At 35.3% G+C, this 26,201-nt stretch carries 24 protein-coding genes and 2 pseudogenes; 20 read left to right on the forward strand and 6 right to left on the reverse strand.

Going from position 1 to position 26,201, the window contains the following annotated elements:
- The first annotated feature begins 14 nt into the window (after nucleotides 1-14).
- From H0486_RS07860 to H0486_RS07880, 5 genes are read left to right on the forward strand one after another with little or no spacing between them, the layout of a single operon-like run.
- Nucleotides 15-626: a DUF4391 domain-containing protein gene (locus H0486_RS07860; RefSeq protein ID WP_228352476.1), complete on the forward strand. Its 612-nt coding sequence runs from the start codon at nucleotides 15-17 to the stop codon at nucleotides 624-626.
- A complete protein-coding gene (locus tag H0486_RS07865; protein ID WP_228352477.1) occupies nucleotides 627-1,475 on the forward strand; it encodes a toll/interleukin-1 receptor domain-containing protein in 849 nt (282 codons plus the stop codon).
- 1 nt (nucleotide 1,476) lies between these two features.
- Nucleotides 1,477-3,318, forward strand: a complete 1,842-nt coding sequence (locus H0486_RS07870) for a site-specific DNA-methyltransferase (protein ID WP_228352478.1) — start codon at nucleotides 1,477-1,479, stop codon at nucleotides 3,316-3,318.
- Nucleotide 3,319: 1 nt separating this feature from the next.
- On the forward strand, nucleotides 3,320-6,463 hold the full coding sequence (locus H0486_RS07875) for a type III restriction-modification system endonuclease (protein WP_228352479.1): 3,144 nt from the start codon (nucleotides 3,320-3,322) through the stop codon (nucleotides 6,461-6,463).
- A gap of 19 nt (nucleotides 6,464-6,482) precedes the next feature.
- A complete protein-coding gene (locus H0486_RS07880; RefSeq protein WP_228352480.1) occupies nucleotides 6,483-6,701 on the forward strand; it encodes a YdbC family protein in 219 nt (72 codons plus the stop codon).
- A 530-nt stretch (nucleotides 6,702-7,231) separates the two neighbouring features.
- Here the strand turns inward: H0486_RS07880 and mobV are convergent.
- Entirely contained in the window at nucleotides 7,232-8,248 is a 1,017-nt protein-coding gene (gene mobV, locus H0486_RS07885) for a MobV family relaxase (RefSeq protein ID WP_228352481.1), read from the reverse strand.
- A gap of 1,071 nt (nucleotides 8,249-9,319) precedes the next feature.
- Here mobV and istA point away from each other — a divergent pair.
- Nucleotides 9,320-10,858: an IS21 family transposase gene (gene istA / locus H0486_RS07890; RefSeq protein ID WP_228352482.1), complete on the forward strand. Its 1,539-nt coding sequence runs from the start codon at nucleotides 9,320-9,322 to the stop codon at nucleotides 10,856-10,858.
- A gap of 6 nt (nucleotides 10,859-10,864) precedes the next feature.
- Nucleotides 10,865-11,377 (forward strand): annotated as a pseudogene (locus tag H0486_RS07895) (ATP-binding protein); the annotation flags it as partial.
- Between the two features lie 45 nt (nucleotides 11,378-11,422).
- Here H0486_RS07895 and H0486_RS07900 read toward each other — a convergent pair.
- On the reverse strand, nucleotides 11,423-12,355 hold the full coding sequence (locus tag H0486_RS07900) for an IS3 family transposase (protein ID WP_074365492.1): 933 nt from the start codon (nucleotides 12,353-12,355) through the stop codon (nucleotides 11,423-11,425).
- Nucleotides 12,352-12,639, reverse strand: coding sequence for a transposase (locus H0486_RS07905; protein WP_178377794.1), 288 nt, complete (start codon nucleotides 12,637-12,639; stop codon nucleotides 12,352-12,354). Before H0486_RS07905 ends, H0486_RS07900 begins: the two co-directional genes overlap by 4 nt.
- A gap of 83 nt (nucleotides 12,640-12,722) precedes the next feature.
- Here H0486_RS07905 and H0486_RS18685 point away from each other — a divergent pair.
- Nucleotides 12,723-12,989: pseudogene (locus H0486_RS18685) on the forward strand (ATP-binding protein); the annotation flags it as partial.
- A gap of 364 nt (nucleotides 12,990-13,353) precedes the next feature.
- On the opposite strand, the gene tnpC (H0486_RS07915) reads toward H0486_RS18685, so the two are convergent.
- The 3 genes from tnpC (H0486_RS07915) to tnpA (H0486_RS07925) all read right to left on the reverse strand — a co-directional run bounded on the left by tnpC (H0486_RS07915) (nucleotide 13,354) and on the right by tnpA (H0486_RS07925) (nucleotide 15,704).
- The gene (gene tnpC / locus H0486_RS07915) at nucleotides 13,354-14,892 is read right to left on the reverse strand and encodes an IS66 family transposase (RefSeq protein ID WP_228351324.1); all 1,539 of its coding nucleotides are present in this window, start codon (nucleotides 14,890-14,892) and stop codon (nucleotides 13,354-13,356) included.
- A gap of 102 nt (nucleotides 14,893-14,994) precedes the next feature.
- The gene (gene tnpB / locus H0486_RS07920; protein WP_228351323.1) at nucleotides 14,995-15,351 is read right to left on the reverse strand and encodes an IS66 family insertion sequence element accessory protein TnpB; all 357 of its coding nucleotides are present in this window, start codon (nucleotides 15,349-15,351) and stop codon (nucleotides 14,995-14,997) included.
- Nucleotides 15,345-15,704 carry an IS66 family insertion sequence element accessory protein TnpA gene (gene tnpA / locus H0486_RS07925; RefSeq protein ID WP_228351322.1) on the reverse strand — a complete coding sequence of 120 codons (360 nt, stop codon included), beginning with the start codon at nucleotides 15,702-15,704 and terminating at the stop codon, nucleotides 15,345-15,347. The genes tnpB (H0486_RS07920) and tnpA (H0486_RS07925) overlap by 7 nt, the downstream gene beginning before the upstream one ends.
- Nucleotides 15,705-16,187: 483 nt before the next feature.
- Here tnpA (H0486_RS07925) and H0486_RS07930 point away from each other — a divergent pair, with 483 nt between their 5' ends.
- The 12 genes from H0486_RS07930 (at nucleotide 16,188) to H0486_RS07985 (ending at nucleotide 26,178) form a co-directional block, all read left to right on the forward strand.
- The gene (locus H0486_RS07930; RefSeq protein ID WP_228352483.1) at nucleotides 16,188-16,652 is read left to right on the forward strand and encodes a hypothetical protein; all 465 of its coding nucleotides are present in this window, start codon (nucleotides 16,188-16,190) and stop codon (nucleotides 16,650-16,652) included.
- A gap of 110 nt (nucleotides 16,653-16,762) precedes the next feature.
- Complete coding sequence (gene tnpA, locus H0486_RS07935) at nucleotides 16,763-17,131, forward strand: IS66 family insertion sequence element accessory protein TnpA (protein WP_228352484.1); 369 nt, start codon at nucleotides 16,763-16,765, stop codon at nucleotides 17,129-17,131.
- Nucleotides 17,121-17,480, forward strand: a complete 360-nt coding sequence (gene tnpB / locus H0486_RS07940) for an IS66 family insertion sequence element accessory protein TnpB (protein WP_228352485.1) — start codon at nucleotides 17,121-17,123, stop codon at nucleotides 17,478-17,480. The genes tnpA (H0486_RS07935) and tnpB (H0486_RS07940) overlap by 11 nt, the downstream gene beginning before the upstream one ends.
- Nucleotides 17,481-17,760: 280 nt before the next feature.
- Complete coding sequence (gene tnpC / locus H0486_RS07945) at nucleotides 17,761-19,362, forward strand: IS66 family transposase (RefSeq protein WP_228352486.1); 1,602 nt, start codon at nucleotides 17,761-17,763, stop codon at nucleotides 19,360-19,362.
- Between the two features lie 422 nt (nucleotides 19,363-19,784).
- Nucleotides 19,785-21,083, forward strand: coding sequence for a transglutaminase domain-containing protein (locus H0486_RS07950; protein ID WP_228352487.1), 1,299 nt, complete (start codon nucleotides 19,785-19,787; stop codon nucleotides 21,081-21,083).
- Nucleotides 21,084-21,122: 39 nt separating this feature from the next.
- Nucleotides 21,123-22,220 (forward strand): hypothetical protein, encoded by a 1,098-nt coding sequence (locus tag H0486_RS07955; protein WP_228352488.1) that lies wholly within the window; start codon nucleotides 21,123-21,125, stop codon nucleotides 22,218-22,220.
- A 122-nt stretch (nucleotides 22,221-22,342) separates the two neighbouring features.
- Nucleotides 22,343-23,020, forward strand: a complete 678-nt coding sequence (locus H0486_RS07960; protein WP_228352489.1) for a metallophosphoesterase — start codon at nucleotides 22,343-22,345, stop codon at nucleotides 23,018-23,020.
- Nucleotides 23,021-23,151: 131 nt separating this feature from the next.
- Nucleotides 23,152-23,454: a response regulator gene (locus H0486_RS07965; protein ID WP_228352490.1), complete on the forward strand. Its 303-nt coding sequence runs from the start codon at nucleotides 23,152-23,154 to the stop codon at nucleotides 23,452-23,454.
- A gap of 350 nt (nucleotides 23,455-23,804) precedes the next feature.
- Nucleotides 23,805-24,869: a large conductance mechanosensitive channel protein MscL gene (locus H0486_RS07970; RefSeq protein ID WP_228352491.1), complete on the forward strand. Its 1,065-nt coding sequence runs from the start codon at nucleotides 23,805-23,807 to the stop codon at nucleotides 24,867-24,869.
- A gap of 41 nt (nucleotides 24,870-24,910) precedes the next feature.
- Entirely contained in the window at nucleotides 24,911-25,324 is a 414-nt protein-coding gene (locus H0486_RS07975) for a hypothetical protein (RefSeq protein WP_228352492.1), read from the forward strand.
- Nucleotides 25,325-25,425: 101 nt separating this feature from the next.
- Entirely contained in the window at nucleotides 25,426-25,578 is a 153-nt protein-coding gene (locus H0486_RS07980; RefSeq protein ID WP_228352493.1) for a hypothetical protein, read from the forward strand.
- Between the two features lie 12 nt (nucleotides 25,579-25,590).
- Complete coding sequence (locus tag H0486_RS07985; protein ID WP_228352494.1) at nucleotides 25,591-26,178, forward strand: GNAT family N-acetyltransferase; 588 nt, start codon at nucleotides 25,591-25,593, stop codon at nucleotides 26,176-26,178.
- Nucleotides 26,179-26,201 lie beyond the last annotated feature (23 nt).

Consider the following 26,201-nt stretch of genomic DNA (forward strand, 5'->3'; position numbering starts at 1 on the left):
GCGGGGGTGGTTATGTGTTTGATTTACCGAAATCTACTGAGATTAGAAAACCAGTACACAAGAAACTGATTTATTCAAAATTTGCCACCGAACTTAGTGGCGACAAAAAAGAAAGATTTGATGCTGATATCAGTAGAATCATAATTATAAATGAAATATCGGAAATTTCTGTAAATATTAAGGCTGCAGAAAAAGTATCTTCTATATTTGTGGCACAGGTAGAGCTAAAAACCAAGGACTATAATGACAGAAATATAATTCTGATATCGAAGCTGTTCGGTCAAAATCTGTTGATAGTGCTGCATTATGAAGAACAGTATCAGCTAGCTATTTATGAAACTAAACTGTTAAAAAGTGAATGGAATAATGAAGAAGATTTCAGCTTGAAACTTAATGGTTTGGATATGGGTACTGTCTGGGATAATTTTGTTATGCAGGTATCTGGCATCAGTGTAGAAATTGGAAATACCTTAGTAGAGCAGATAAGCCTTGAATCTGAAAAAGAAAAGTTAAGAAAACAGATTGATGATTTGGAGAGAAAGGCACGAAAGGAAACCCAATCAAAGAAGAAATTTGAGTTGTTCCAGCAGATAAAAAAATATAAGAACAGATTGGAGGAGGCGTAAATGTCAGTAGAGCAGTATCAGAGAAATGTAAATTCTCTTGACAAGGATATCGCAGATTTAGAAAAGAAAAAAGCAGATGTTGATTCAAAGATAGCTGACCTTAATAGTAAAATTGACAGTGCGGCAAATCAAATAAGAAGAACAAAGTCGGCAGCTACCATCAAGAGTAAAACGAATCAGATAACTAATTGGAATAAAGAATTAACCAGAAAAACAAAAGATAGTGCTGATTATGGAAAGAAAATTGTTGATAAACGAAAGAAGAGGAATGAAGCATACTTAAAATTGCAAAAAGAAGAACAACAGGAAGATAAGAAACAGGCGAATACTATTAAAAAAATGCAGGCATCATATGAAAGTCGTATAGATGAGCTGATGAATCAAATTACAGTTCATGTTGAAAATAAAAGTTCTTTTTATCAAGAATCTGAAGAAAACTATGATGTTTTTGTATCTCATGCATGGGAAGATAAAGAGAGTTTTGTAGATGGTTTTGTGACCGAGATGCAAAACCTTGGTATTAAGGTCTGGTACGATAAAGAAAAAATAGGTTGGGGAGATTCAATGAGAGCCAAGATTGATGAAGGACTTAAAAATTCAAAATTCGGAATCGCAGTTATCTCACCTAATTATATAGCTCCTGAAAAATACTGGACTAAAGCAGAACTTGATGGACTTTTTCAATTAGAGAGTATAAATGGCAAGTTTTTATTACCTATTTGGCATAACATTACTAAACAGCAAATTTTAAATTACAGTTCGATTATTGCAAACAAGAAAGCGTTATCAACTGCAATGATGACAATAAATGAAATTGCTGTAGAAATGAAGAAATTACTGGAGGGATGATATGGATAAGTTAGATATGCAGACAGCAAATATTGCTGATAAAAATTTTGAGACGTTATCAAAGTTGTTTCCTAATGCGGTAACAGAGACCATTACAGGATATGATGAAGATGGTAAGCCTGTTGTTGAAAGGGCAATAGATGCGGATGTTCTTAGACAGGAAATTTCATGTCAGGTTGTTGAAGGAAATGATGAAAGGTATCAATTTACATGGCCAGATAAAAAGAAATCGGTTGTGTTGGCAAATGACCCTATCTCTATGACACTCCGTCCAAAGAGGGAAAAGAGTATTGATTTTGATAATACTGAAAATATATATATTGAAGGGGATAATTTAGATGCTCTGAAATTATTGCAAGAAACTTATTTGGATAAAGTAAAGTTAATTTATATAGACCCACCATACAATACAGGAAATGATTTTATTTATAGTGATGAATTTGTTGAAGATGAGGATGAATATATAGAAAAATCTGGACAAAAAGATGATGTTGGAAACAAAATGGTTCAAAATACAGAAACCAATGGTAGATTTCATTCAGATTGGTTGAATATGATGTATCCGAGATTGAAAATTGCAAGGAATCTATTGTCACAAGATGGAGCTATTTTTATTAGTATAGATGATAATGAAAGTACAAATCTGGTTAAAATGATGGATGAAATTTTTGGTGAAAGAAATAGAGTTGCTTTGATTTGCCATAAATCAAGAGCTTCTGTATCGAATGATAAAATTATTTCACCTAATCATAATACAGTTTTATTTTATGCAAAAGACATTACTGTATTAGAAGAAAAAAGAAAGATGATAGGTCTAGACCCAATATTAGATAAGTTTGATTATGATGATAATGATGGAAAAGGAGAGTATAGGTTAGTACCTGTAGATGGACCAGGAGGTGCTAAAAAAGGAAATCCTTATTATGAGTTTCTTGGGATTAAAGGTTATTGGAGATTTTCACAGGAAACTATGCAGGAAAAATATGACCAAGGATATGTTGTTAAACGTGGTAATAGTCTATATCAGAAATATTATAAAACAACAGCGGCAGCTACCAGAAGAACAACAACTACTTGGTGGGATGATGCAGGACTAATGTCGAATGCTACATCAAAATTAAAAACTTTAATGGGAGGGGCGACATTTGACACACCAAAACCATTGGAATTGATAGATAGAATGCTTAGAATGATTACATTTGATGATGATAATGCAATTGTTTTAGATTTTTTTGCAGGGTCATCAACAACTGCACAAGCACTGATGGAATATAATGCAGAGAATTCAGGTCATCGTAAGTATATTTTAGTTCAGTTACCAGAAGTTATTTCAGAAAAAATGGAAGCATATGAAAATGGCTATAGAACAATATGCGAAATCGGTGAGGAAAGAATCAGAAGAGTATCAAAAGAAGTTAAAGAAAAATCGAATATTGATGTAGGAATGAGAGTTTTTGAAATTGATTCCTCTAATATGAAGGATGTATATTATAGTCCAGCTGTAACACAGCAGACATTATTTGACCTCTATGCTGACAATATTAAGGAAGACCGAACACCAGAAGATCTTCTGTTCCAGGTGATGCTTGACCTTGGTGTATTATTATCAAGTAAAATCAAAGAAACTGAAATTGCTGGAAAGAAAGTATTTAGTGTAGCTGACGGATTCCTTATGGCTTGCTTTGATAAAGATGTTACAGAGGAAACTGTTAAGGCTGTAGCACAGCAGAAACCATACTATGCTGTATTTAGAGATAGCTCTATGGCTAATGATAGTGTTGCAACTAATTTTGAGCAGATATTTGCAACATATAGTCCAGAGACTGTAAGGAAGGTGCTGTAATATGAAATTTAATTTTAAAATACAGCAATATCAGACCGATGCAGTTAATAGTGTTGTAAATGTTTTTAAGGGTCAGCCTTACCAAGATAAAGTAAGTTATAGGCGTGATATTGGCAACAAACATCAAATTCAACAGTATTCACAGGCGTCATTTGCTATGGATGGAGAACAGCAAACAATTGGTTTCACTGACGATTTTGATGAGTCTGGCTTTAAGAATGAGACACTTATGATATCAGCAGATACTTTGTTATCAAATATTAAAGAAGTACAGCAGTCCAATAATTTAATGGTATCGGATTCATTGGTAGATAATCTAGGAGCTTGTTCTTTGGATGTTGAGATGGAGACTGGTACTGGTAAGACTTATGTTTATATCAAGACTATGTATGAATTAAATCAGCGATATGGTTGGTCAAAATTTATCGTAGTTGTACCTTCTATAGCCATAAGAGAAGGTGTAAAGAAGTCATTTGAAATCACACAGGACCACTTTATGGAACAATACCATAAGAAAGTCAGATACTTTGTTTATAACAGTAGTAATTTGAACCAGCTTGATTCTTTCTCAAGTAATTCTGGAATCAATGTGATGATAATAAATATGCAAGCTTTCAATACTTCTATGAAGGAAGGTGGAAGGAGCAAAGAAGCTCGTATTATTTATGATAAAAGAGATGAATTTGGTAGTAGAAGACCGATTGATGTTATTAAAGCCAATAATCCTATTATCATCCTTGATGAACCACAGAAAATGGGTGGAGATGCTACACAGAAGGCTTTAAAGAATTTTAATCCATTATTCTGCTTAAACTATTCAGCTACTCACGCACAGCATCATAATCTTGTATATGCTTTGGATGCAGTAGATGCTTATAATCAGAGACTTGTTAAGAAGATTGAAGTAAAAGGATTCCAGGTAAAGAATTTCCGTGGTACTGATAGATACTTATATTTAGAGGATATTATCGTATCTCCTAAGCATGCTCCTAAAGCAAAAATTGAATTTGAAATTGCATATAAAAAATCTATTAACAGAGAGCCAAAGATACTGGAAGTAGATGATAATTTATACGAGCTTTCAAAGAACATGGAGCAGTATAAAGGTTATCGTATATCCGAGATTGACCCTATTGCAGGTACAGTAACATTTACCAATGGTGAAGTGATTCGTAGGGGAGATGTTGTTGGTGATGTATCTGAAAAAGATATGAGAAGAATCCAAATTAGAGAGACAATTAAATCACATCTTGAAAAAGAAGAAGAGCTATTCAATAGGGGGATTAAGACCTTATCGCTGTTCTTTATTGATGAAGTTGCGAAATATCGCCAGTATGATGAGGATGGTGCGGAGCTTCTTGGCGAATATGGAAAGATGTTCGAACAGGAATATAACGATGTAGTAAATGAGTACATTACAGTATTTGATACCCCATATCAGCGTTACCTTAAGGGAATTGATGTTGCTGATACCCATAAGGGATATTTCAGTATAGATAAAAAAGGTCGTGCTGTTGATAGCCATATAAAGAGAGGTTCAGATTTTTCTGATGATATATCAGCATATGATTTGATTTTGAAGAACAAAGAAAGGTTATTAAGCTTTAAGGAACCAACAAGATTTATCTTTTCACATTCAGCCTTAAGAGAAGGATGGGATAGTCCTAATGTATTCCAGATTTGTACCTTAAAGCATAGTGAAAGTACTACCGTTAAGCGGCAAGAAGTTGGTAGAGGCTTGCGACTTTGTGTAAATCAAGATGGATTCCGTATGGATAACCAGAGCCTTGGAATTGCACAGGTGCATAAGGTAAATAAACTTACCGTTATTGCAAGTGAAAGTTATAAGGAATTTGTTACTGACCTTCAGAAACAAATTAGGGGAGCACTTTACGAAAGGCCAAGAAGAGCAACAAAAGATTATTTCCAAGGAAAGACTGTTTTGGTAAATGGTGCAGTTGAGAAGATTACTGACCAGCAAGCAACTATGATTTATCAGTATCTAATAAAGAACGATTATGTAACCATGGATGGCGAAGACCGTATTACTGAGCAGTATCATATCGACTTAGAGAATAATAATCTTGCAGTATTGCCAGAAAGATTAGTTGCATATGCAGAAGGCATTCATAAGTTGATTCAGAGTGTATTCAATGAAAAGATTCTGGATGAAATGATTGGTGATGGTAATGAAACCAAGATACCAAGTAATGACCTCAATGATAACTTCTACAAAAAAGAATTTCAGACACTTTGGAGTTATATTAACCATAGGTATGCTTATACTGTTTCATTTGACAGTAATGAGCTGATTCAGAAGTCTATAGTTGCTATTGATAATGAGCTTTATGTATCAATGCTCCAGTACACAACATCTGTATCGGAACAGAAGGATACCATGTCAGCGGATGCAATTAAATCCGGTGATTCTTTCAAAGGGGTAAAATCTGGTACAACAGTACTTAGACATTTTGAAACAAGTCAGATTAAATATGATTTAATTGGAAAGATTGCAGAAGCAACGGTTCTTACAAGAAAAACAGTTGCAGCGATTCTTAAGGGTATCCGTATAGATAGATTTGCTATGTATAGAAATAATCCAGAGGAATTTATCACAAAGGTTGCAAGGCTAATTAAAGAGCAAAAAGCTACAATGATTGTAGAACATATTTCATATGACCAGCTTGAAGGAAAGTATGATAGCTCTATCTTTACAGCTGAGAAGCATACAAGTATTGATAAAGCTTTCGAAGCAGAGAAACATATTCAACCATATGTATTTACAGATGGTATTGCTGATAAATCTATAGAGCGTAAATTTGCAGAAGACCTTGATGGAGCTTCAGAAGTATGTGTTTATGCTAAATTACCAAAGGGATTCTCGATTCCTACACCAGTTGGAAATTATAGTCCAGACTGGGCAATAGCATTTAATGCTGGTAGCGTAAAGCATATCTTCTTTATTGCTGAAACTAAGGGAACAATGGAGAGCTTACAGCTTAGACCGATTGAAAAGGCAAAGATATCATGTGCGAGAAAACTATTTAATGAGATTTCAACAGAAAATGTTGTTTACCATGATGTAGATAGTTATCAAAGCTTATTGAACATTATGCCTACAATTGAGAAGAAAGTTGCAAAATAATTGATAAGGAGGATGTTATATGGCAGACTTTCAATATGAAATAGTAGAGCAGCTTGGTATTCTGTCTGAAAGTCCAAAGGGATGGACGAAAGAATTTAACAAGATTTCATGGAACGGCGGAGTTCCCAAATATGATATACGTGATTGGGCTCCAGAACATGAGAAGATGGGTAAGGGAGTTACCTTAACCGATGAAGAAGCGAAGAAATTAGCAGAGCTTCTTGGAAACGTACTATAATTCAATAATATCCATAAGAGCCCAAGTGATAGGGAGACCTATTGCTTGGGCTTATCTTCTAGAAAGATACAACATAATTTACATAGTAATGAAAAGGTGTTTTTTATTTACCTAACCTTGAAGCTTATATTTGCAAGGTGGTATTTATTGACGTATAAAGAACTATTAATTTATGAATGTGTTACCTATATTCAAGATAATACTTTTAATAATTTTGTAGCTGCAATTTCGGAAAATGTCATAGGACAAGATAACCTAGAGCTATTACTAGCGGGAGTCTACAATTACATAACGGGTGTCGCAAGAGAGGGGATGGGTAACATCATTATAAAAAAATTCAAGAGGACAGTATAGATACCATCCTCTTAGCTGGTGTAAAATTTTCTGTGTCCGATGCTGAAATCAAATAATTAATACAAACATCAGTAATAATTAAATATGTAAATATGTATCTGTATTTACAACTTCATGGTAGAATTACCCATATCTAATTTTCACTAAGAAAGTGGTGCTTATTACAAGTGCTCAAATTATTTTACACTACCTTCTTCAATACTCTTGTGCTCCCCTTCTCTATCGATTCTGTCATTATACTGTTTACCCCATTCATTGAGAGGTGCAATTCTTGTAAGATAATTATCAATCACATTTTTATCATCATAGTTCTCAACAGCATAAATGAGGTCCTCTACAAGATAGTTTCCAAGTCGACGATATTTAAAATTATGTTCCAGTCTCTTATTCCTATCTCTAAGTTCATTGTATTTCTCCTGGAGCTTATCTGTTTCTTCTTCCAGCTTGGCTGCATAATCTCTAATTACCTCATGATCTTTAACTTCTCGTTCGAGATATCCTATACGAATCTGAAGAGCTCGATATTGCTTATTAATTCTGATACGATATTCTTCGGCAGATTCTTCACTAGATATATCTGGGAGATTTATGATGTTTTGATTTTTGGCGTACAGTTCTTTTATCGTAACATAATCTGTACGACCTGTTTTCAATCCTCTCTGGAGTCCAAATGGTTCCATTGCTTTTGCGTACTCAGTCTGGCGATCCCTATACTTATTTCTACCGCCCATGATTTCACGAGCGTTGAACTTTCCATCCAAAACCGGTGTTATAAAATAGTGAATATGAGGCGTTACTTCATCCATATGTAATACACCATGAAGAACATTATCCTTACCGAAGTAATCCTGCATCCACTTATTGTTGGCATCAATCCATCCATCAATATCAATCTTATCCCCCATTTCATGTGACATTGTAGTAACGGCCTCAACTCCTATAACTGCATTTGAATTCAACTTTCTTGAACTGGGATCCTTATAATGTTCAAGCTCTTTAAAACGAGTTTTAAAGAGTTTAAACCAATCAGAATCTGAGTCTCCTATCACACATCTATCAAGATGGGAGAGTTCTTTGTTTACATTTTCAGTAAATTCAATTCGATTAACATGCTCACACCTCTTTTTGACTTCTTGAATGTTCTTTCGGTTTAATTTTTGTGTCCTTAAAATAGCATAATTTTTAACTGGCATTTTAGTCACCATCCTTTATTATTTGTAATTATATTATGGGGTGGCTATTTTTTTTAATGAATCATGCATAATAGACATCAACTAAAATGTCTATAGCATGAACCATAGCATCTATTAGACATCATTAATAAATGTCTAGCTTGTTTATTTATACATATTCAGTTATTATCATCCTTGCGTTTCAACGCAAGGCAGTCTATTGCCATTTACAGAGATACTTTTCAAAGAGATAGGAGAATAGAAGAAGCACGAAAATATGATATAATTATTTCTCGTGTTATATCTTGATCTATACTCAACAGGCAGTCGATATCGAAATAATCATGTTTTTTAGTACTAAATATTATAATAGTCCAAAAAAGCTTTGGAAAAGAAAAAGAAGATAAAAGTAGAGTAGATAAAGAAGAGAAGGGGCACGAAAATGAGCATGAGCATGTAACAATCAGAATCTATCCATTTTAGAAGAGTATAGTTTAGCAGGCAATGGTTTCTCGTGTCTTGTCTCACATTTTTCCTTTTCTCAGGCTTTATATGCAACATTAAGGGGAATAGGAGCATTTACATGAGTTATATAACCCTCCATATCATATAGTACAATGTGACTAGTGTACCTCAATTAATATGTACTAATGAGATTTTCATTTGCAGCATATATCGCAGCCAAAAGTAGAAAAAGTATAATCTCGTTAATTATATTACTCATAAAAAATCATAAATATCAAGATAATTAGCTTGTAGCGGATAATAGTCGAGTTACGTATGCATCAATTACTGGCTGTATCATTATCACAGCACTTACTTGTTTTTTTCCATGTCACAATGGATGAGATTAAAGTGATCAATAATAGCCATACTGTTTTTGGGAAGTTGATCATCGTATGTATACTGTTTTTCGAAAATAGTGAATAATCCGGGCTAAAATACATCACCTGTCCGGTCGTTGGAAATCAACATTCCGTTTAAAAGAAATCATGTTTCCGTTAGGTGGAAATCATTTCCCTATATATAAATATAACTTATAATGGTCTAATGCATCGATAGATGCAAATCCATTATAAGGAGGTCATAATTATGACCAAGTATCGTGAAATCATAAGGCTTACAGGTCTTGGATTCACTCAACGTAACATCATGCAAAGCTGTGATGTTGCCCAGAAAACCGTCGTCAAGGTTCAACACCGTGCCAAGGAGCTTAATCTCTCATGGCCATTAGATGAATCACTGACAGATGCAGCTCTAGAGAAACTGATGTTTCCTAAAAACAACAAGGAAGTTAGCAATAAGCGAATGCCCGATTTTGCTCACATCCGCAAGGAATTACTCCGCAACGGAGTCAGTAAAAAGCTCCTGTGGACAGAATATATGGAGGAGTGTCGCCTTAATAACGAAGAACCGCTCATGTATTCTCAATTCTGCTATTACATCCAGCAGGATGAACAGAAACGTCGCGCTACCATGCATATCAATCGGAAGCCTGGCGAACAGGTTGAAGTTGATTGGGCTGGTGATCCGGCACATATCATTGATCCTGATACTGGTGAAATTATCAATGCCTACGTATTCATTGGTGTCATGACTTATAGTCAGTTTACATATGCCGAAGCATTCATTAATGAGAAACAACGGGCTTGGATTGCTGCGCATGTTCATATGTATGAATACTTCGGTGGCGTTGCAAAGATACTTGTACCAGATAACTGTAAAACCGCCGTTATTCATAACGGTGGATGGTATAATCAGCAATTAAACACTGTCTATCATGAAATGGCAGAACACTATGGAACCGCTATAATTCCGGCAAGGGTTCGTAAACCAAAAGACAAGCCTAATGCGGAGGGAAGCGTAGGAAACATATCTACATGGATAATAGCTGCACTAAGGAATGAACAGTTCTTTTCTCTTCCCGAGCTAAATCGGGCTATAAAGGAAAAGCTGGACGAGTTCAACAAAAGGCTCTTTCAAAAGAAAGAAGGTAGCCGATTGGATCTCTTCCGCGACGAAGAACTGCCATTACTGGCCCCCCTACCTGCTACCTCTTACGAACTGGCGGAATGGAAACAAGCCACCGTTCAGTTCAATTATCACATATCTATCGACGGAATGCTATACTCAGTTCCCTATGAATATATAAAACGCAAAGTCGATGTTAGGGTAACAGATAAAACTATTGAAATCTTCTACAATCATAATCGCATCGCGTCCCATCGAAAGCTAAATGGCCGAAAGGGGCAGTATGACACCATCGTGGAACATATGCCGGAAGACCACCAGAAATATCTAGAATGGAATGGCGATCGTTTCCGCGAATGGGCGAAGCGGATTGGTAACAATACATACAAGGTAGTGGATGCAATCCTTACCTCCAAACGTGTGGAACAACAGACTTATAAAGGCTGTATGGGGCTTCTAAAACTGGCTGATAAATATTCAGTCAAACGATTAGAAGCTGCCTGCGAAAAGGCACTGAGCTACACAGCGACACCAAGTTATAAGAGTATAAAAAATATACTCACGGCTGGTCAAGAAAAGTCTTTATCAGAAGAACAACCCATAGAATCCACACAGAATAAATACGGCATCACCAGAGGTGCCGGCTATTACGGGAGGTAATTACATATGACAAACCAAAGTACGATTGATAAATTAATCGAAATGCGCCTGACAACAATGGCTGATGCATTCCGTTCCCAGATGAACGATTCAAAGATGAAGGATGTTTCCTTTGAGGATCGCTTCGGAATGATGGTAGATATTGAATTTAGCAGCCGCAAAAGTAATCGTCTTAAAAGGCTTATTCGGAATGCAGAATTCGATCAACCGGATGCACACATCTATGATATCAATTACACTTCAGGACGTAAGTTAAACAAAGCCCTTATACAAAGATTGGCAACCTGTGAATATATATCTGAACACCGAAACCTATTTATTACCGGTGCAACAGGTAGTGGAAAGACTTACATGGCTTGTGCCTTTGGTATGGAAGCCTGTAAGCAGCATTTCAATACAAAATATGTTCGCCTTCCTGACCTTCTCATCGATCTTGAAATGTCGCGGAACGAGGGTACATATAAGAAAGTCATGGCTAAGTATGCAAATCCAGTCCTTCTCATCATTGATGAATGGCTTGGTACTATGTCAAGAAAAAGTACAAGTTAAACGTGAACTTTTCTATTAACATGCTTCATATCTTGCTTCCTTTCGTTCCATTTTATTCAGTTTATCCCAGTAACTGGATTCGTATTCATTAGGTGAAAGATATCCACAATGGCTGTGTATTCTAATTGTATTGTAAAAGGTATCAATATACTGGAATACCAGACGATATGCTTGGTTATAATCGTATATCTTAAATCGATTCAACCATTCTCTTTTTATTAATGCATGAAAGGCTTCTATGCACGCATTATCCCACGGATATGCCTTTTTAGAGTAACTTCGGCATATGCCTATTGTTGCTTTTATATATTCGGTGCTTACATACTGTATACCTCGATCACTATGTAAGATTAACGGGGCACTTACATTTCTCGCTTTTTTAGCCTTATTTACTGTCTCAATTACCCATCTGGCTTCCAGTGTATTGCTCAAGGTCCAAGCAATTATTTTTCGAGAATATAGATCCATGATACTAGTAAGATATACAAAGCCTTCATATGTCCAAATATATGTAATATCTGAACACCAAACAGCATCCGGTTTTTGGGGATTAAATTGCTCCTCTAGTATATTTTTTAACTCATTGCTGAAATCTGAATTTATTGTTGTCACTGTATAAGGTTTTACGTACTGCGCTTTTATTCCAAGCTCACGCATGTAATTACCTACGGTTTTTTCAGCAATGATTTCTCCTTCTTTCCTTAAACATTCGGTTATCTTTGGCGCACCATAATTTTGATGGGAGTCCTTATAGATATCGATAATCCGCTCTTTAATGATACGTTTTCTTTTCTCTCTTTTAGATGGAAGCCGTTTTTTCCAGCTCAGATATCCGCTTCTTGAAACGCCTAATATTTTCAGCACACCAGAGACATTCAGCCGGCGTTTTCCCTGCTCTAGAAGCTGCTCTTCTTTTATAGCAGCTTCCAGAAACAGAGCTTCGGTCATTTTCCCAGTATGCCGATTGCTTTTTTTAATATATCAAGTGCATCTTGAGTATCACGTAACTCTTTACGTAGTCTAGCTATTTCCTTAGCATCGTCGCTTTCGAAATTACCACGCCCTCTTGTAGGGATCGTGCCGTCATTAATTGTATAGGCTTTCCCCCAATTAGAAAGAGCACTTTTACTGATTCCTAAGTTCTTTGCGCACTTTCCGATGCCTAAATCCTGATGATCATTCCAGTATTTTACTGCATTGATTTTGAATTCCTCTGTGTACTGTATAGCCATGTTCATTCCTCCATTTATTCTATTATACTTCTATGTTAAGGAATTTCCATGTCTAACTTGTACCATTTATATTCTAGCACCAGCTCCTACTTAAGCCAAATGATAAGGAGCAGAAAGATATATTTGAACTGCTTCACAGGAGACGCAAGAAATCATCTACAGTATTCTGCTCTCAGTACCAGAGCGATGGCTGGTATGAGCAGTTGGGAGGAGAAGCAAGTCCACTGTCTGATGCTATTCTTGACCGTATCGTTCATGATGCATACAGAATTAATATTGAAAGTATTGATCCAACTAAAGATATCTCAATGCGAGAGGTATATGGTTTAGATAAGTCGTTAAGCGAGTAAACTCGCATATGTTATAGGATGATTTCCAGTTCCGGTCTTGTGATTTCCACTTCGCCGGAACTGCGATTTCATCGCACAAGAATATTCAAATAGTATATCAACATTGATGATACATTTTATATCACTATTAATGATACTGTTTTTGGATTGTTTATATCAGCTACACTGATACGGTTTTTATTTGTAAGATATATTTTATATCATCAATAGTGATACTGTTTTTGGGAAAAGTATATCAACATAGGTGATACAGCTTATATCAGCTACAGTGATATACATATTATTTGAAACGTAAGCGGTTAACAACAGGGTGCCTTGTAAATAAGAAAGAGACCGACTATGATAATTAGTCAGTCTCAAATAATCACTTACCACACTCTGCTTGTACTGCCTCTGACCAAGGCATCAAAAATTTCAGATCTTCTGGGTGATTATGATAATCCGTATCAGGCATATACAATAATAAGTATTCTAGATATGTATATACATTAAGTCCGTTTGCTTTTGCTGTTTCGACTATGCTATATACTGCAGCACTTGCTTCAGCTCCTTTCGGTGTATCTGAAAATAGCCAGTTTTTACGGCCAATACAGAATGGACGTATGCTGTTTTCTGCTGTATTGTTTGAAATGGAGCATCTTCCATCAAGAAGATAATTCTCCATATATGGCTTCTGATTCTTTGCATACGTTACAGCTTTACCTAGAGCAGAGCCATTTAATACCGTAAGGTTTTCAAGCCAGCACCAAAAGGCATCAAGGACTGGGCGTTCCAGTTCAAGACGCTTAGTATATCTAACTTCAGGGGACAGTTCCTTAAGACTTTCCTCTATAAGGAAGAGCTTATTGCAGTAGTCCCTTCCGATTTCTGCATTGGTAGGTGGGGCATTCTTTGCCTTCTTTCCAGGAATAGCCTCTATGAACTTCCTTCGAAGGTGAGCCCAACAACCGCACCGGATAACTTCAAGCTTGTTATATCCACCGTATCCATCGGTATGAAGATATCCTCTGAACCCCTTTAGGTATTCGACTGGATTATCACCGTTTCTTGTTGGTCTGTAATCATACAAGATGATGGGAGCTTTCCCGTCATTACCAGAGCGATAAAGCCACATGTAGGACTTCGTCTGAGGTTTTTTACCATCCTCCTTCAGTACTTGGATAGGTGTTTCATCGCAATGAATGATATCCCTTTCTAGTAGCTTCTTCCTTAAGTACTGGATTACAGGATAGAAATAATCTTGGGAGCAACGTATAATCCAGTTAGCCATAGTGCTACGTTTTAAGGCAATACCGAGATTCTCCCAGTCCTTTTCCTGGCGATAAAGTGGCATGCTATTCACGTATTTCTGATACATTACGTTGGCTACAGAACTTGGTGATGCAAGTGAATGGTTCATTAAAGATGTCGGTGTAGGTGCCTTTTCTATATAGGGTTTGTCGGTATGTTTACACTTAGGACATTCATAAGCCATTCGGACATAACGAACAATACGTAGTTTAGCAGGTATGTACTCCAGCTCCTCACGAACCGTTTCCTTACCGATTGGTTTTAGATTATTCCCACACTGAATACAGTACTGATCCTCTATAGGAATCTCACACAGGATTTCACGGACAGGAAGATCTTTTATAATTTCTACTCTCTTTGTCTTTGTATGAGTCCGGGTGTAACCCTTTACTTCTTTGGTTATAGGTTCTGGATCAGGAGAATCAGAATAAGCTTCTGCCTCATTGAACAAATGTAGTTGTCCTTCAATATCATCCTTAGGAGTTTTTTCACTGGATGAACCGAACTTTTCCTTCCGAAGTATTAGTATCATCTCCGTAAGATTATCTACTTGTAGTTGTAACTTTTTTATTGTATTTTCGAGCTGTTCAATGTAAGCATCTTTATTATTCATCAGTGGTTTTTCTCCTACCATATATTCTAAACTTGATAGGTTTATTATACCATAAAAACAGCTAAAAGGCTAGTAAAATCAATACTTTCAGTCACTTTCCACTTAACAAAAAGCACCCTGTTTGACAGTCTTAATAGCCTTTGGTTGGTCGATAGAAAGTCCCTCCATTAACCAGCGAAATTCCTGCCAGGTAAGGAGTTTTACCTCATCTTGACTACGAGGCCATTTGAAATTTCCGCTCTCTAATCTTTTATAAAGAAGAACAAATCCATCTCCTTCCCAAAGGAGTGCCTTGAGCCTATCCCGGCGTTTACCGCAGAAAAGAAAGAGACTCTTTGAAAAAGGATCTAGATGGAACTGTTCTTGTACCACTGCAGCTAGTCCATCAATTGATTTACGCATATCTGTGTAGCCACAGGCAATGTAGATGTTCTTAGCTACAGTAATATCGCCTAGCATATATTTTTCAGTGCTAGAAGCACTGCTTCAATAGTCTGCCCGCTTGCTCCATTATGTACTTCAAGTGTAGCAGATGGAAGATGGATAATGACTGATGCCATAAGATTGGTTTGCTGTGCTTCTATTTCAAACTTGGCAAACTCAACTTGTGAATCTTGCTTAGGTATTGCGGGTAGAATAGCTTCACATGCTTTTTTACGTATCTTACGAAGCCAATAGTAATAAGCGTGACGGCTGATATGATTTTTCTGGCACCAGTCGTCAACCTTAAGCCCACTGTTTTGACAGTCCTCAATTAGTTTTTCCCATTGTTCTTGACGGAACTTTGTTTTTACATAGGTAACTTCATCCATGTTTCACAACTCCTTTCTAAAGTTTTTCAAGTTGAAAAACTTGAAAAACTTTAACTCAATATTTAGAGTTATTATCACATGGATCTCTAAAATAGAATAGGCACTCTATTGTCGAGCGCTTACGTTGAGGTTATTGAACCGGAAGATGTAAGAAATACAGTTGTTGAAAAAATTATGAATCTGAACGCAAAATACTTTATTTAAGAAAATGAAATTGGAGTATTATACTAAATGTAAATTACAGAATAGACTTAAAAAGAGAAAATAATAGCTAAAAATGAGAAGGTCGAGAAAACCTTCTCATTTAAATTTAGAATATTAGTTATTGCTAAATAAAGAGATATATCCTTAAATCTGTAAATCAAAAATTAAAATATTATATTAGGGTGGAAAAATGCGACTTGCATATTACTATAATAAGAGTATGAGCTGAACCTTGAAAACTGAATATTTTATTGTTACAGATAACAGAAAGAGGTGTCTATGAGAAGAAAAGATATTAGAACTGCAATCAAAGTAGTGTATGGAAAGCTATGGAATTTGCTTTCATTGTATGAGACAACAGATTGCTTTAATGAAGTACCTAATGGAGAAATGGCTAAAAACGCTTGGGAGTATATGGGGAGTAAATTACTTGAAGTCAAAAAAACAGTAAATACTCTCTTTTTAGGAGAGGAAACATTGGCTACAAAATTAAATGAAATCGTTGATGAAACAGAATACTTTGTTAGAAGATACGAAGTACCAGGGGTGGTAAAAAGATGGAAACAGATAAACCCAAGATTGTTATATTTTGATTGTGCATTTGATTTAATGGAGAAAAATCCAGAGATATACAGGACGATGAGCAGAGGATTATCAGATCTAAGCTTATCATGTTATCCAGACGAAGATTTAATCGAAGATAGAAAGGCATATTTTAATGAAATTAAAGTAAGCGGTAGATAATGGGTACTCTAGACCGCTGTATAGATTTTTGAGAAAATAGACTTATTATTTAACCGGGTCAAAAAAGTTCAGTGCTCAACTTTTTTGACTCCTTACAAGGAGGTAAGTCTATGAGCTCAACAACAAGTATGATTGCCACACGCTATCGATTGCAGGAATGGGCTGAGCAGGTTCGTGCCTGTCAGAATCGACCTGATGGAATGAAAGTCATCGATTGGTGTGCACAAAACAACATAACCAAAGCGGATTATTACTATAGACTTCGCAAGGTTCGGGAAGCCTGTCTCGAAAGCATGCCAAAGGACATGGTTTCAACATCAATTGTGCCGGTACCGGCTGAAGTCATGAATCCTAAATCTGCTCCGAGCACAAGTACAGGTCTGGATATCTCTGTGAACGGCTTTTCTATTCATGTGACAGAAGCTACATCATTAGATCTACTGTCTACAATACTACAGGTGATCTCTCATGCTCAATGATGCCACATGTTTTAAGCAAATCTACCTAGTGACTGGATATACAGATCTTCGTTCCGGTATTGACCGTCTGGCTGGTATCATAGAAACGCAAACCGGTATAGATCCTTTTTCGCCTGATACACTTTATCTTTTTTGTGGAAGAAAAGCGGATCGTATAAAGGGGTTAGTCTGGGAAAAGGATGGCTATCTCCTGCTATATAAGCGCCTCGCAGCTGGTCAATATCAATGGCCTCGTAATGCTGCAGAAGTTAGAGTTCTAACCCCACAGCAATTCCGTTGGCTAATGGAAGGGCTTACCATAACCCCGAAGAAGTCTGTAAAGCCGGTATCACCGGAGTATGTTACATAAGCTTTGTGCAAAACAGAGAAAATATATCTTGTTTTTACACGTTTAAAAAACGTAGAATCATCTATAAATGATTGCCTTCTACATACCTTCAGGCAGCGATATATAAGCGATATTTATCAAAAAATAAAATTTGACATTTCGAAAGGCATTTAATTACCACTCCATTACGGGATTCACAAAGCCTTACAACCATAGGCATTATGACGAAGCTGTCAGAAAATGAAATTCGCCAAATAAAGCATAATACGCTATAATAGACTTAATGAAAGGATGGTCTGTTATGGCAATAAAATATACCGAAGAACAACTGAATAGCTTCGATAAGGTCGTATTGGTTCAGTTGCTTCTAGCCAATCAGGAACAGCTTGCGTCCATTGACCAAAAACTTCAATTGGTGCTTGAACAGCTTGCCACAGCAAACCATAAACGCTATGGCAGGTCTTCTGAAAAGCTAGATATCGATCAGCAGATCGCCTTTAAAGAAGTAGACGATCAGATTGTGTTTTTCAATGAGGCAGAGGCAGTTGCCAACCTAGGCGAGATCGATGTCGAAGATGAAGATACCGTAAAATCAAAACCAACGAAACGCAAAGGCAAACGAGAAGAAGATTTAAAGGGACTTCCTATCGTTAAGATTGAGCATACCATGTCTGAAGAAGAACTCAGAAAGGAATTTGGCGGATCAGCATGGAAACAGCTTCCGGATGAAGTGTACAAACGATATAAATTCACCCCGTCTAAAGTAGAGGTGGAAGAACATCACGTAGCTGTTTATGCCAGTAAAAAGGATGATCACATAATAAAAGCAAAGCATCCGGGCTATCTTCTTAGAAATAGCCTGGTATCTCCATCGTTGGAAGCTGCTATCATAAACGGAAAATATGTCAATGCTGTTCCTCTTTACCGTTTGGAAAAAGAGTTTGAACGATATAATCTTAACATCTCCCGTCAGGATATGGCAAACTGGACCATCCAATGTGCAGACCGATATCTGGCAATCCTATATGATTATCTACATGAACGGATTTATGATTATCATGTACTTCAGGCAGATGAGACACCAGTCCTTGTTAATAAGGACGGGCGTACTGCCGGATCTAAGAGTTATATGTGGGTCTACCGTACGGGTAGGATGTATCAGGACAAGCAAATCGTCCTATACGATTACCAACAGACCAGAAACACAAGCCACCCAAGAGAATTCCTTAAGAATTTCAAGGGAGTCTGTGTTACCGATGGTTATCAGGTATATCACACCTTAGATAAAGAACGTGACGATCTGACCATCGCCGGTTGTTGGGCGCATGCCCGACGTAGATATGATGAAGCGGTCAAGGCTCTTCCTGAGAAAGATCAAAAGAGCAGCCTTGCATATCTGGCATTAAAGCAGATACAGGCAATCTACCGGGAAGAAAAGCGATTAAGCGAGCTCTCACCGGAAGAAAGACTGAAACTTCGCCAGGTCAGTGTGAAACCATTGGTAGAGGCTTACTTTGTATGGGTAAAAGAACACATCGGCAAAGTTCTTTCAAAAAGCAAAACATGGAGTGGATTTAACTATTCCATCAATCAGGAAAAATATCTAAAAGCATTCCTGGATGATGGTGAAGTGCCAATGGACAATAATGCTGCTGAACAATCAATCCGTGGTTTTTGTATCGGTAAGAAAAACTGGGTAATGATCGATACCATCAATGGGGCTAAATCCAGTGCCATTATTTACAGTATTGCCGAAACGGCGAAAGTAAACAATTTGAAACCTTATAATTACTTCGAATATCTTCTGACAGAAATCCCGAAGCATCTGGATGAAACAGACCGGAGTTTCTGTGAAGACCTGCTTCCGTGGTCGCCAAAGCTGCCTGCGGAATGCAGAAAATAGGTAAATATCTTCGTCACTCATCAGAGTGGCGAATTTTTATAGGGGTACTCACTATCTACCGTTTACAAATTAAAAGAAAAAACGAAGAGGATAATTTGCAATATTCAGATGTACAGATTTTCCTGAATGAGTTGCTACATACGTTAACTTTTTTGTTTGAAGAAGACTTTAAAGATTACTTATAAATGGTTAATGTATGGAGTACAACTTAGTATCATCTACGTAAGAGGAGATCTATAAAGATAAGTTAGGTATCCTTCTTACGTATTTGATATTGTTTGTAATAAAGGAAATATATACTACTTTATGCTTGAAGAAATATGTATATACATGTAAAATTATAGTATCTTTAATGATGATAATAAAAATTTTATGTACTTATCTTAAAACAAATGACAAAAATTAGAAAGGGATTTGTAATTATGAAAAATAAAATTATAGTATTTGTTTTACTAATTAGCCTACTTCTGCCTTTTTCTTATGTTGATGCTCATGAAAAAGTATTTAAAATCAACACCTCATATGATGATAGCAATAATATTCAAATTGAGACGAAAGATAAAAGCCTAATAATTGATTTTCCCGATGAAAAGCGTTATGAGTTTAGTACAATCCACCTATTAGATGAGGATGGAATTGAACATAATGGACAATGGTATGAGACATATGAACCAATTGAATATAGCATTGTTAATCTTGAAGATGGTATTTACTATTTGCAAATATTTATACGCTCAGAAAAGGATGGACTTTATTGGGGATATATATATGGTGAAGGTATAAAAATTAAACTTGTCAATGATAGTGTTGAAATCCTCATGTCTGAGGTATATGAAAGAAATCTGGAAAAATATAACTCAATAAAAAACGATAAATTAACACTGCAATATTATTTGCAACCAAGTTACTGGGTTGAATCAGACAATGAAAAAATTGTTTCGCTAGCAAATGAGATAATAGATGGAATAGAAGATGATTATGAAAAAGTACGAGCTATACATGACTGGGTTTGTAACAATATTTATTATGATTATGATGCGTATTACGGATATAGTGATTATGATAGCATAAGTGCTTTAGAAACATTAGAAAGCCGTAGAAGTGTCTGTCAAGGATATGCTGATTTAACTGCAGCTTTACTAAGAGCAAGTGGATTTCCTACTAAGGTGGTATCAGGATATGCATTAGGGCTGAGTGTTGATTCAGGATGGGATGATAAAATAATATCATCAGGTGAGTCAAATCATGCATGGAATGAAGTCTATGTTTCAGATAGATGGGTCATTTTAGACACAACATGGAATTCTAATAATAATTATTCCAATAAAAAGTTCTCAGAGAATACGGGTTTAAGTGATTATAAATACTTTGATATTTCTATTGAGTTGTTTTCTTCTGATCATTTAATAGTATCAGATGATTCTGAAGCTGATGAATATGCTTCTTCTTATTATTTAGATAAGGTAAAAGTTACTCCAGCTAAAAAGACCCTGTATCTCAACAACTCGAAAAAAAGGACAGTAACAATTAAGTCTTCTATATCAAAAGATGCTGAAGAATTAGGCGTTAAAATTACATATAAATCAAATAATCCAAAGGTAGCGAAAGTAAGTAAAAAAGGAAAAGTAACGGCGGCATCAAAAGGAAAAGCAACAATTATCACAACGATTCAAATTGGAACAGAGACAGAAACTTTTAAAACATTAATAACTGTAAAGTAGGATGTTACATTAATCAATCTTAAGATAGGAGCGTATTATATGGCTTGTGTTAATTCTAAAAATTTAAAAATAATGTGCGAAAGTATTCTTTGTGAGATAAGAGAGAGTGATTTGGATTCTATAGCACTACATGACAATGCAGAAGATATTGCGTTGGAGGACGCTAAGTACTTGATGGGAACACGGACGGGAAAAAGCGTATATGAATATATGCAAGATAATACACAAGCAAAAATCATGAATTCAATAGAACTACATAGCATAGATAAATGCTCAAAGCTTGAAAAAGTTTGTTATTACTATATTAGTGGTGATACTTACAAAGACCGGGATGGGAAAGAACTTAAAGATATAAATGGATATATAGAAATTGGTTTTGACTACGACGTATCTATGAGAAATGTACTAATATATGGTATTCTTTCTGGAAAAATTAATCCAGAGAACTTATCAGAATTACCAATTAGAAAATATGAACGCTATAAATATCAGTTAGATATTGATGAAATGGTGTTAAGAGGAGATACAATGAATTCTCTAAACACAGTTTATGGAGAGTATTTGAAATTTAAAGGAATATCCAGTGAAAGTAGATCTAAAAGATATGTTTCTATATTGGAGAATTTAAATGAATATATTGATAACACGCCAGAATATATCAATGATTATTTAGGTGTATTTCACACAATTGGAAACATGATAATGGTACCTAAAGAATTTAATTCACCGAGATACCGAAAAACAAAAGATTATTGGGATTTGACTTTAAAGGGGATATATAAATGGTTTATAAAAAATGATAATGAAAGTGATGAAGGATTAATAGAAATAATAGGAGCAACTCCCTATTTTCCTAGCGAGAAAGATAATATTGACTCATGCAAGAAATGGCTGTCAAGATATCAGAAGAATAATAAATTAAGTTGGAAAAAATTCATAATTGATAATTCTCTAGAGATGTATGTAGATAAAGAATGGAAACCTATAGAATTCTGGGAAGGGCATTTTCAAAATGCTAAAAGGGGAGAAATGAATCCTACAAATGAAGAAGAATATAAGATTTTTTTTACTGACTCATACAAACGTATATTAAAAAGAGGAAGACAGATTGCTGAAAAACTAATAGGTGTAAGATGATGGCATATTCTGATTCAAAAAAACCCTTTCTGGCTACTTATGAAGAACTATAGAAATACTCTTTCTGATAAGAGCTACTGATGTTTACAAGATTAAATAGAAAGATGTGGAGGAGAGAAAGTATGAGTATAATATATGCGATGAGTGATATTCATGGATGTCTTTTGCAGTTTGAGGAAGCCTTATCCTTGATAGATTTATCGGGAGACAATAAGTTGGTTTTACTAGGAGATTATATTCATGGAGGTCCAGATTCATATGGAGTTCTTGAAAAAATAATGGAACTTGAGCAAACATATGGTAATGATAAAGTCATTGTTTTGGTTGGTAATCATGAGGATATGGCTATGAATGGAAGATGGCCCATCTCTGAAGATAGATTTGCAGATGATGATAAAGATTATGAGGTGGATGATGACAAATATTTGTATTGGATGCAAACACTTAGGCGTTATTATACGACTGAAAATCAGATTTTTTGCCATGCAGGTGTAGATGAAGATGCTGGAGATATGTGGGAGTGGGGAACAGATGATTACACATTTACAGAAAAGTATCCAGCAGAGACAGGTAAGTTTTGCATGGATATAATTGCAGGACATGTAGGTACATCAAAAATTTCAGGTGATCCATATTTTCATGATATTTATTTTGATGGAGAAAGTCATTATTATATAGATGGAACTGTTTTAGATAGTGGAAAAATTCCAGTAATCAAAGTTGACACTGTACGAAACAAATACTATCGCGTTGCAGAGACAGGAGATTGGATAATCCTTCCCTATGACGAAGAAAATTAATACATAAGGCCCAAAACTCTTAAGATTTGCCATTGGAACAAATCAGCAACTCTTTAAAACTCACAGTTTACCATATTGGAGCTTTTTGGTAACTCACAATTGGAGAAACTACGACAAATGTCGACATACTTATGAAGCGGAGGGGTATTTTAAAGATAAAAAAGGTAATCAATATCGAGTATACAATTCTCAAACATATAGCTATAAAAAAAGAACTTGGGTCTGAAGGAATTCGACAGGTTGTCCTTGCGGATAATGCAGAAAAAGGAATAGAGGAAATCGAGCGCGCGGAAGCCGCTGGTGAACCATATGATCAGTTGATTTGTGATATGCATTATAACTTTTTTGGTAAGGATGTTCCGAAAGCAGGAGAGAAGACTTTAAAGCTTCTACAAGAAAAGGGAATAAAGATTCCAGTAATTTTCTGTTCTTAGCAGAACTGGCAGATATCTGGGTCCATTGGAACAGTATTTTACAACGAAATATTGGGATAAGCATAGTCATTATTACATAGACGGAACGGTTAAAGATAGTGGAAAAATCCCATTATTGATATATGATACTGTTGTAAAAAAATATACTCTAATTGATAATTTGTAAATATATTTGTAGAACGTGACTATCTAAGAATTATGCTTATCATTTTGTCTTGTTCTGTTAATATAGGTTAAGACTAAATGGATTTCAAGTTAATTAAAGTAATTAAGAATTGTTAAACAAATGACTATTATATTTATTAATATTTACGAAGAAGATATAAAAAATGCAAATCGAGGATGAAGATATGAAAATGTATTTGAAAAAGATAAAGAATTCAGTTCGGAATTTTAAAGTAAATCCTATAGATAATCTAGCTGTAATTATTCCTGCATTAATTGTTCTGACTATGGTAATTGGATGGATAGTAGCATTTATCATGTTTATTGTTGATGGTGGGTATTTAAAACAGATTACACAAATCAGATTAAGTGGTTTTGGCTTTGATGGTGTTAAAAAATCTCTAACAAATGGAACGATACATATATTATATGGGAGCTTTGTAGGTACCATAGTTAAAGTTTTGTTATGCTCTCAATCTATAATAATTTTAATATCGTTTTTTAAAAAAGCTACTAAGGTTAAAAGGGTTATAATGATTATTGATCTTGTGATTGCAGGAATTATCATTGTAGGTATACTTTTGCTTATATGGCTATATATAGGGAAAATTAGACTCTCAGACTCTCAGATTATTTCATTAATTAATTTTTTAAATGGTATAGATAAGCAGAAGAAACAACTTTTTTTAATAGTGCTTGTAGTAGTTGTTGTAGCAATAGTTATTTCTGCTCTAGTATTAATATTAACTTCTGAAAGTAAATGGATGTTTAAAGATGGTTCACTAGCAGCATTATCTTTTCTACTATTTCCTTTGGCATTATTACTGGTAGAAAATATTATTCCTTTGATTGTAGGAGCGCTTTTTCTTGCGATTATAGCTTGTGTAATATGGCTGATCCTTTATTTGGTCGCAAGTGGAGGATTATCTAGTGGTGAAGGAGCTAGTTCAGCAAGCAGCTCATCTGTTAGTTCTAGTAGTGGTTATTCTTCGTATTCTGGTACAAGTAGTAAAAAGCAGGCCGATGCTGTTAAAATGAAAGATAAAAATTGTGAATATGTAGACCTGGGCTTCTTAGGGATGAAGCTATATAGGGTTCGAGGAATATTGCATGATTATGTGGAGCGAGATAATGGAGTAGGTACAGGTGAAGTTTGCTCATTAGATGATCTTAGAAAAGGTAACTTTCATATTTATGATAAGGCAACTGGCAAAGAGATAAAGGAGTGCGATATTCCTTGGAGAAATTAAAAGGAGAAAATATCTATGAAAATAGTTAAAAAGGTGAAGTTATGATACGAATAAAATCGGATGAACTAACAGCAAACATTTTAGAAAAAATATTATTCTATGAATTTTCTCAACCAAGTGGATTGGGTGGACCAGGCTGTGTAAAAATGGTATCTAATGACAGAGAAAGCTATTTGATGCTAGTAGAACCAGAATGGTGTAGTTGTGAATTCTATGAATTGTATAAAATATTTCCTATTTTGAGAGAGTACATATGTGGCACATCTACCAGTATATATTATGATTGGCAAAAGCAACAGAGTGGATGGAAATATTATTACATAGGGTATGGAAGTAATCTTCTGATAAAAAATGAAGTATATGAACGATTTATGGAAAAGTATTTAGAGGCAATTCATGCAGGCGATATATATACTTTGGTTCATTGGGATGAGATTGCACAGGAATCATTTTAATCATAGACGAGGAAGAAGTTGGTTTAAAATTTACTATTTATAATATTCATGGTGTATTTGATAAATATATGAGATAACAAAAGATTATATATAGGAGTTAAGTGGACACGTACGGAGAGTTAACAATTGATCATGTTTATATAAGTGAAGGTTTAAAGAATAGTGGAATCTCTGTTAAAGCTGAAATACGTGATGAGTATTATATGCAGGTTACAGATCACAAAATCATTGCTGTAATACTTGAAGCAGCATAAGGAGGAGTTCGTGTGAATACAAGCAAAATATTAGTGACTGAGCGATTGATTTTGCTTCCTGGCTTGAACACCAGGGATTCAAAACCATTTTTGAAAATGCTACGTGAAGATGGAGATTTTCGAATGTTCTGTGGTGTTGATCCAACAGAGGATAGAATACAAAGATTTGCTTCCTACTTTGAAGAGAAAGGTAACTGTCTATTTAGTATTTATAGAAAAGAGGTTTCTGATGCCTTTATAGGCTATGTTGGGGTTAGATATCAGAAAAATAGATATGAAGTGGAATTCTATATAGGGAAGGACTATAGGGGGAATGGTTACTGTATAGAAGCTCTATCATTAATATGTAGTACTTCAATGAGCGAAGGCTTATCAATGGATAATAAAAAGATTGTTTTTGATGAAATTCATGCAACAACAATTTCAGATAATATCGCAACAATAAAAACCTTGGAAAAATGCGGATTCGTAAAAAGAGATGATGTTGTAGGGTTTAATATTTATATTGATCCCTCGAATAACTCTTCATTTGATTATAAAATAGCTGAATATGTGCTTAAGAAGGGTAAAATGGCGGAGATCATCCTTTTTTATAATTGAAATGACAAAGAGGATTTACTTAC

This window comes from Variimorphobacter saccharofermentans, assembly GCF_014174405.1.
GTDB lineage: Bacteria > Bacillota > Clostridia > Lachnospirales > Lachnospiraceae > Mobilitalea > Mobilitalea saccharofermentans.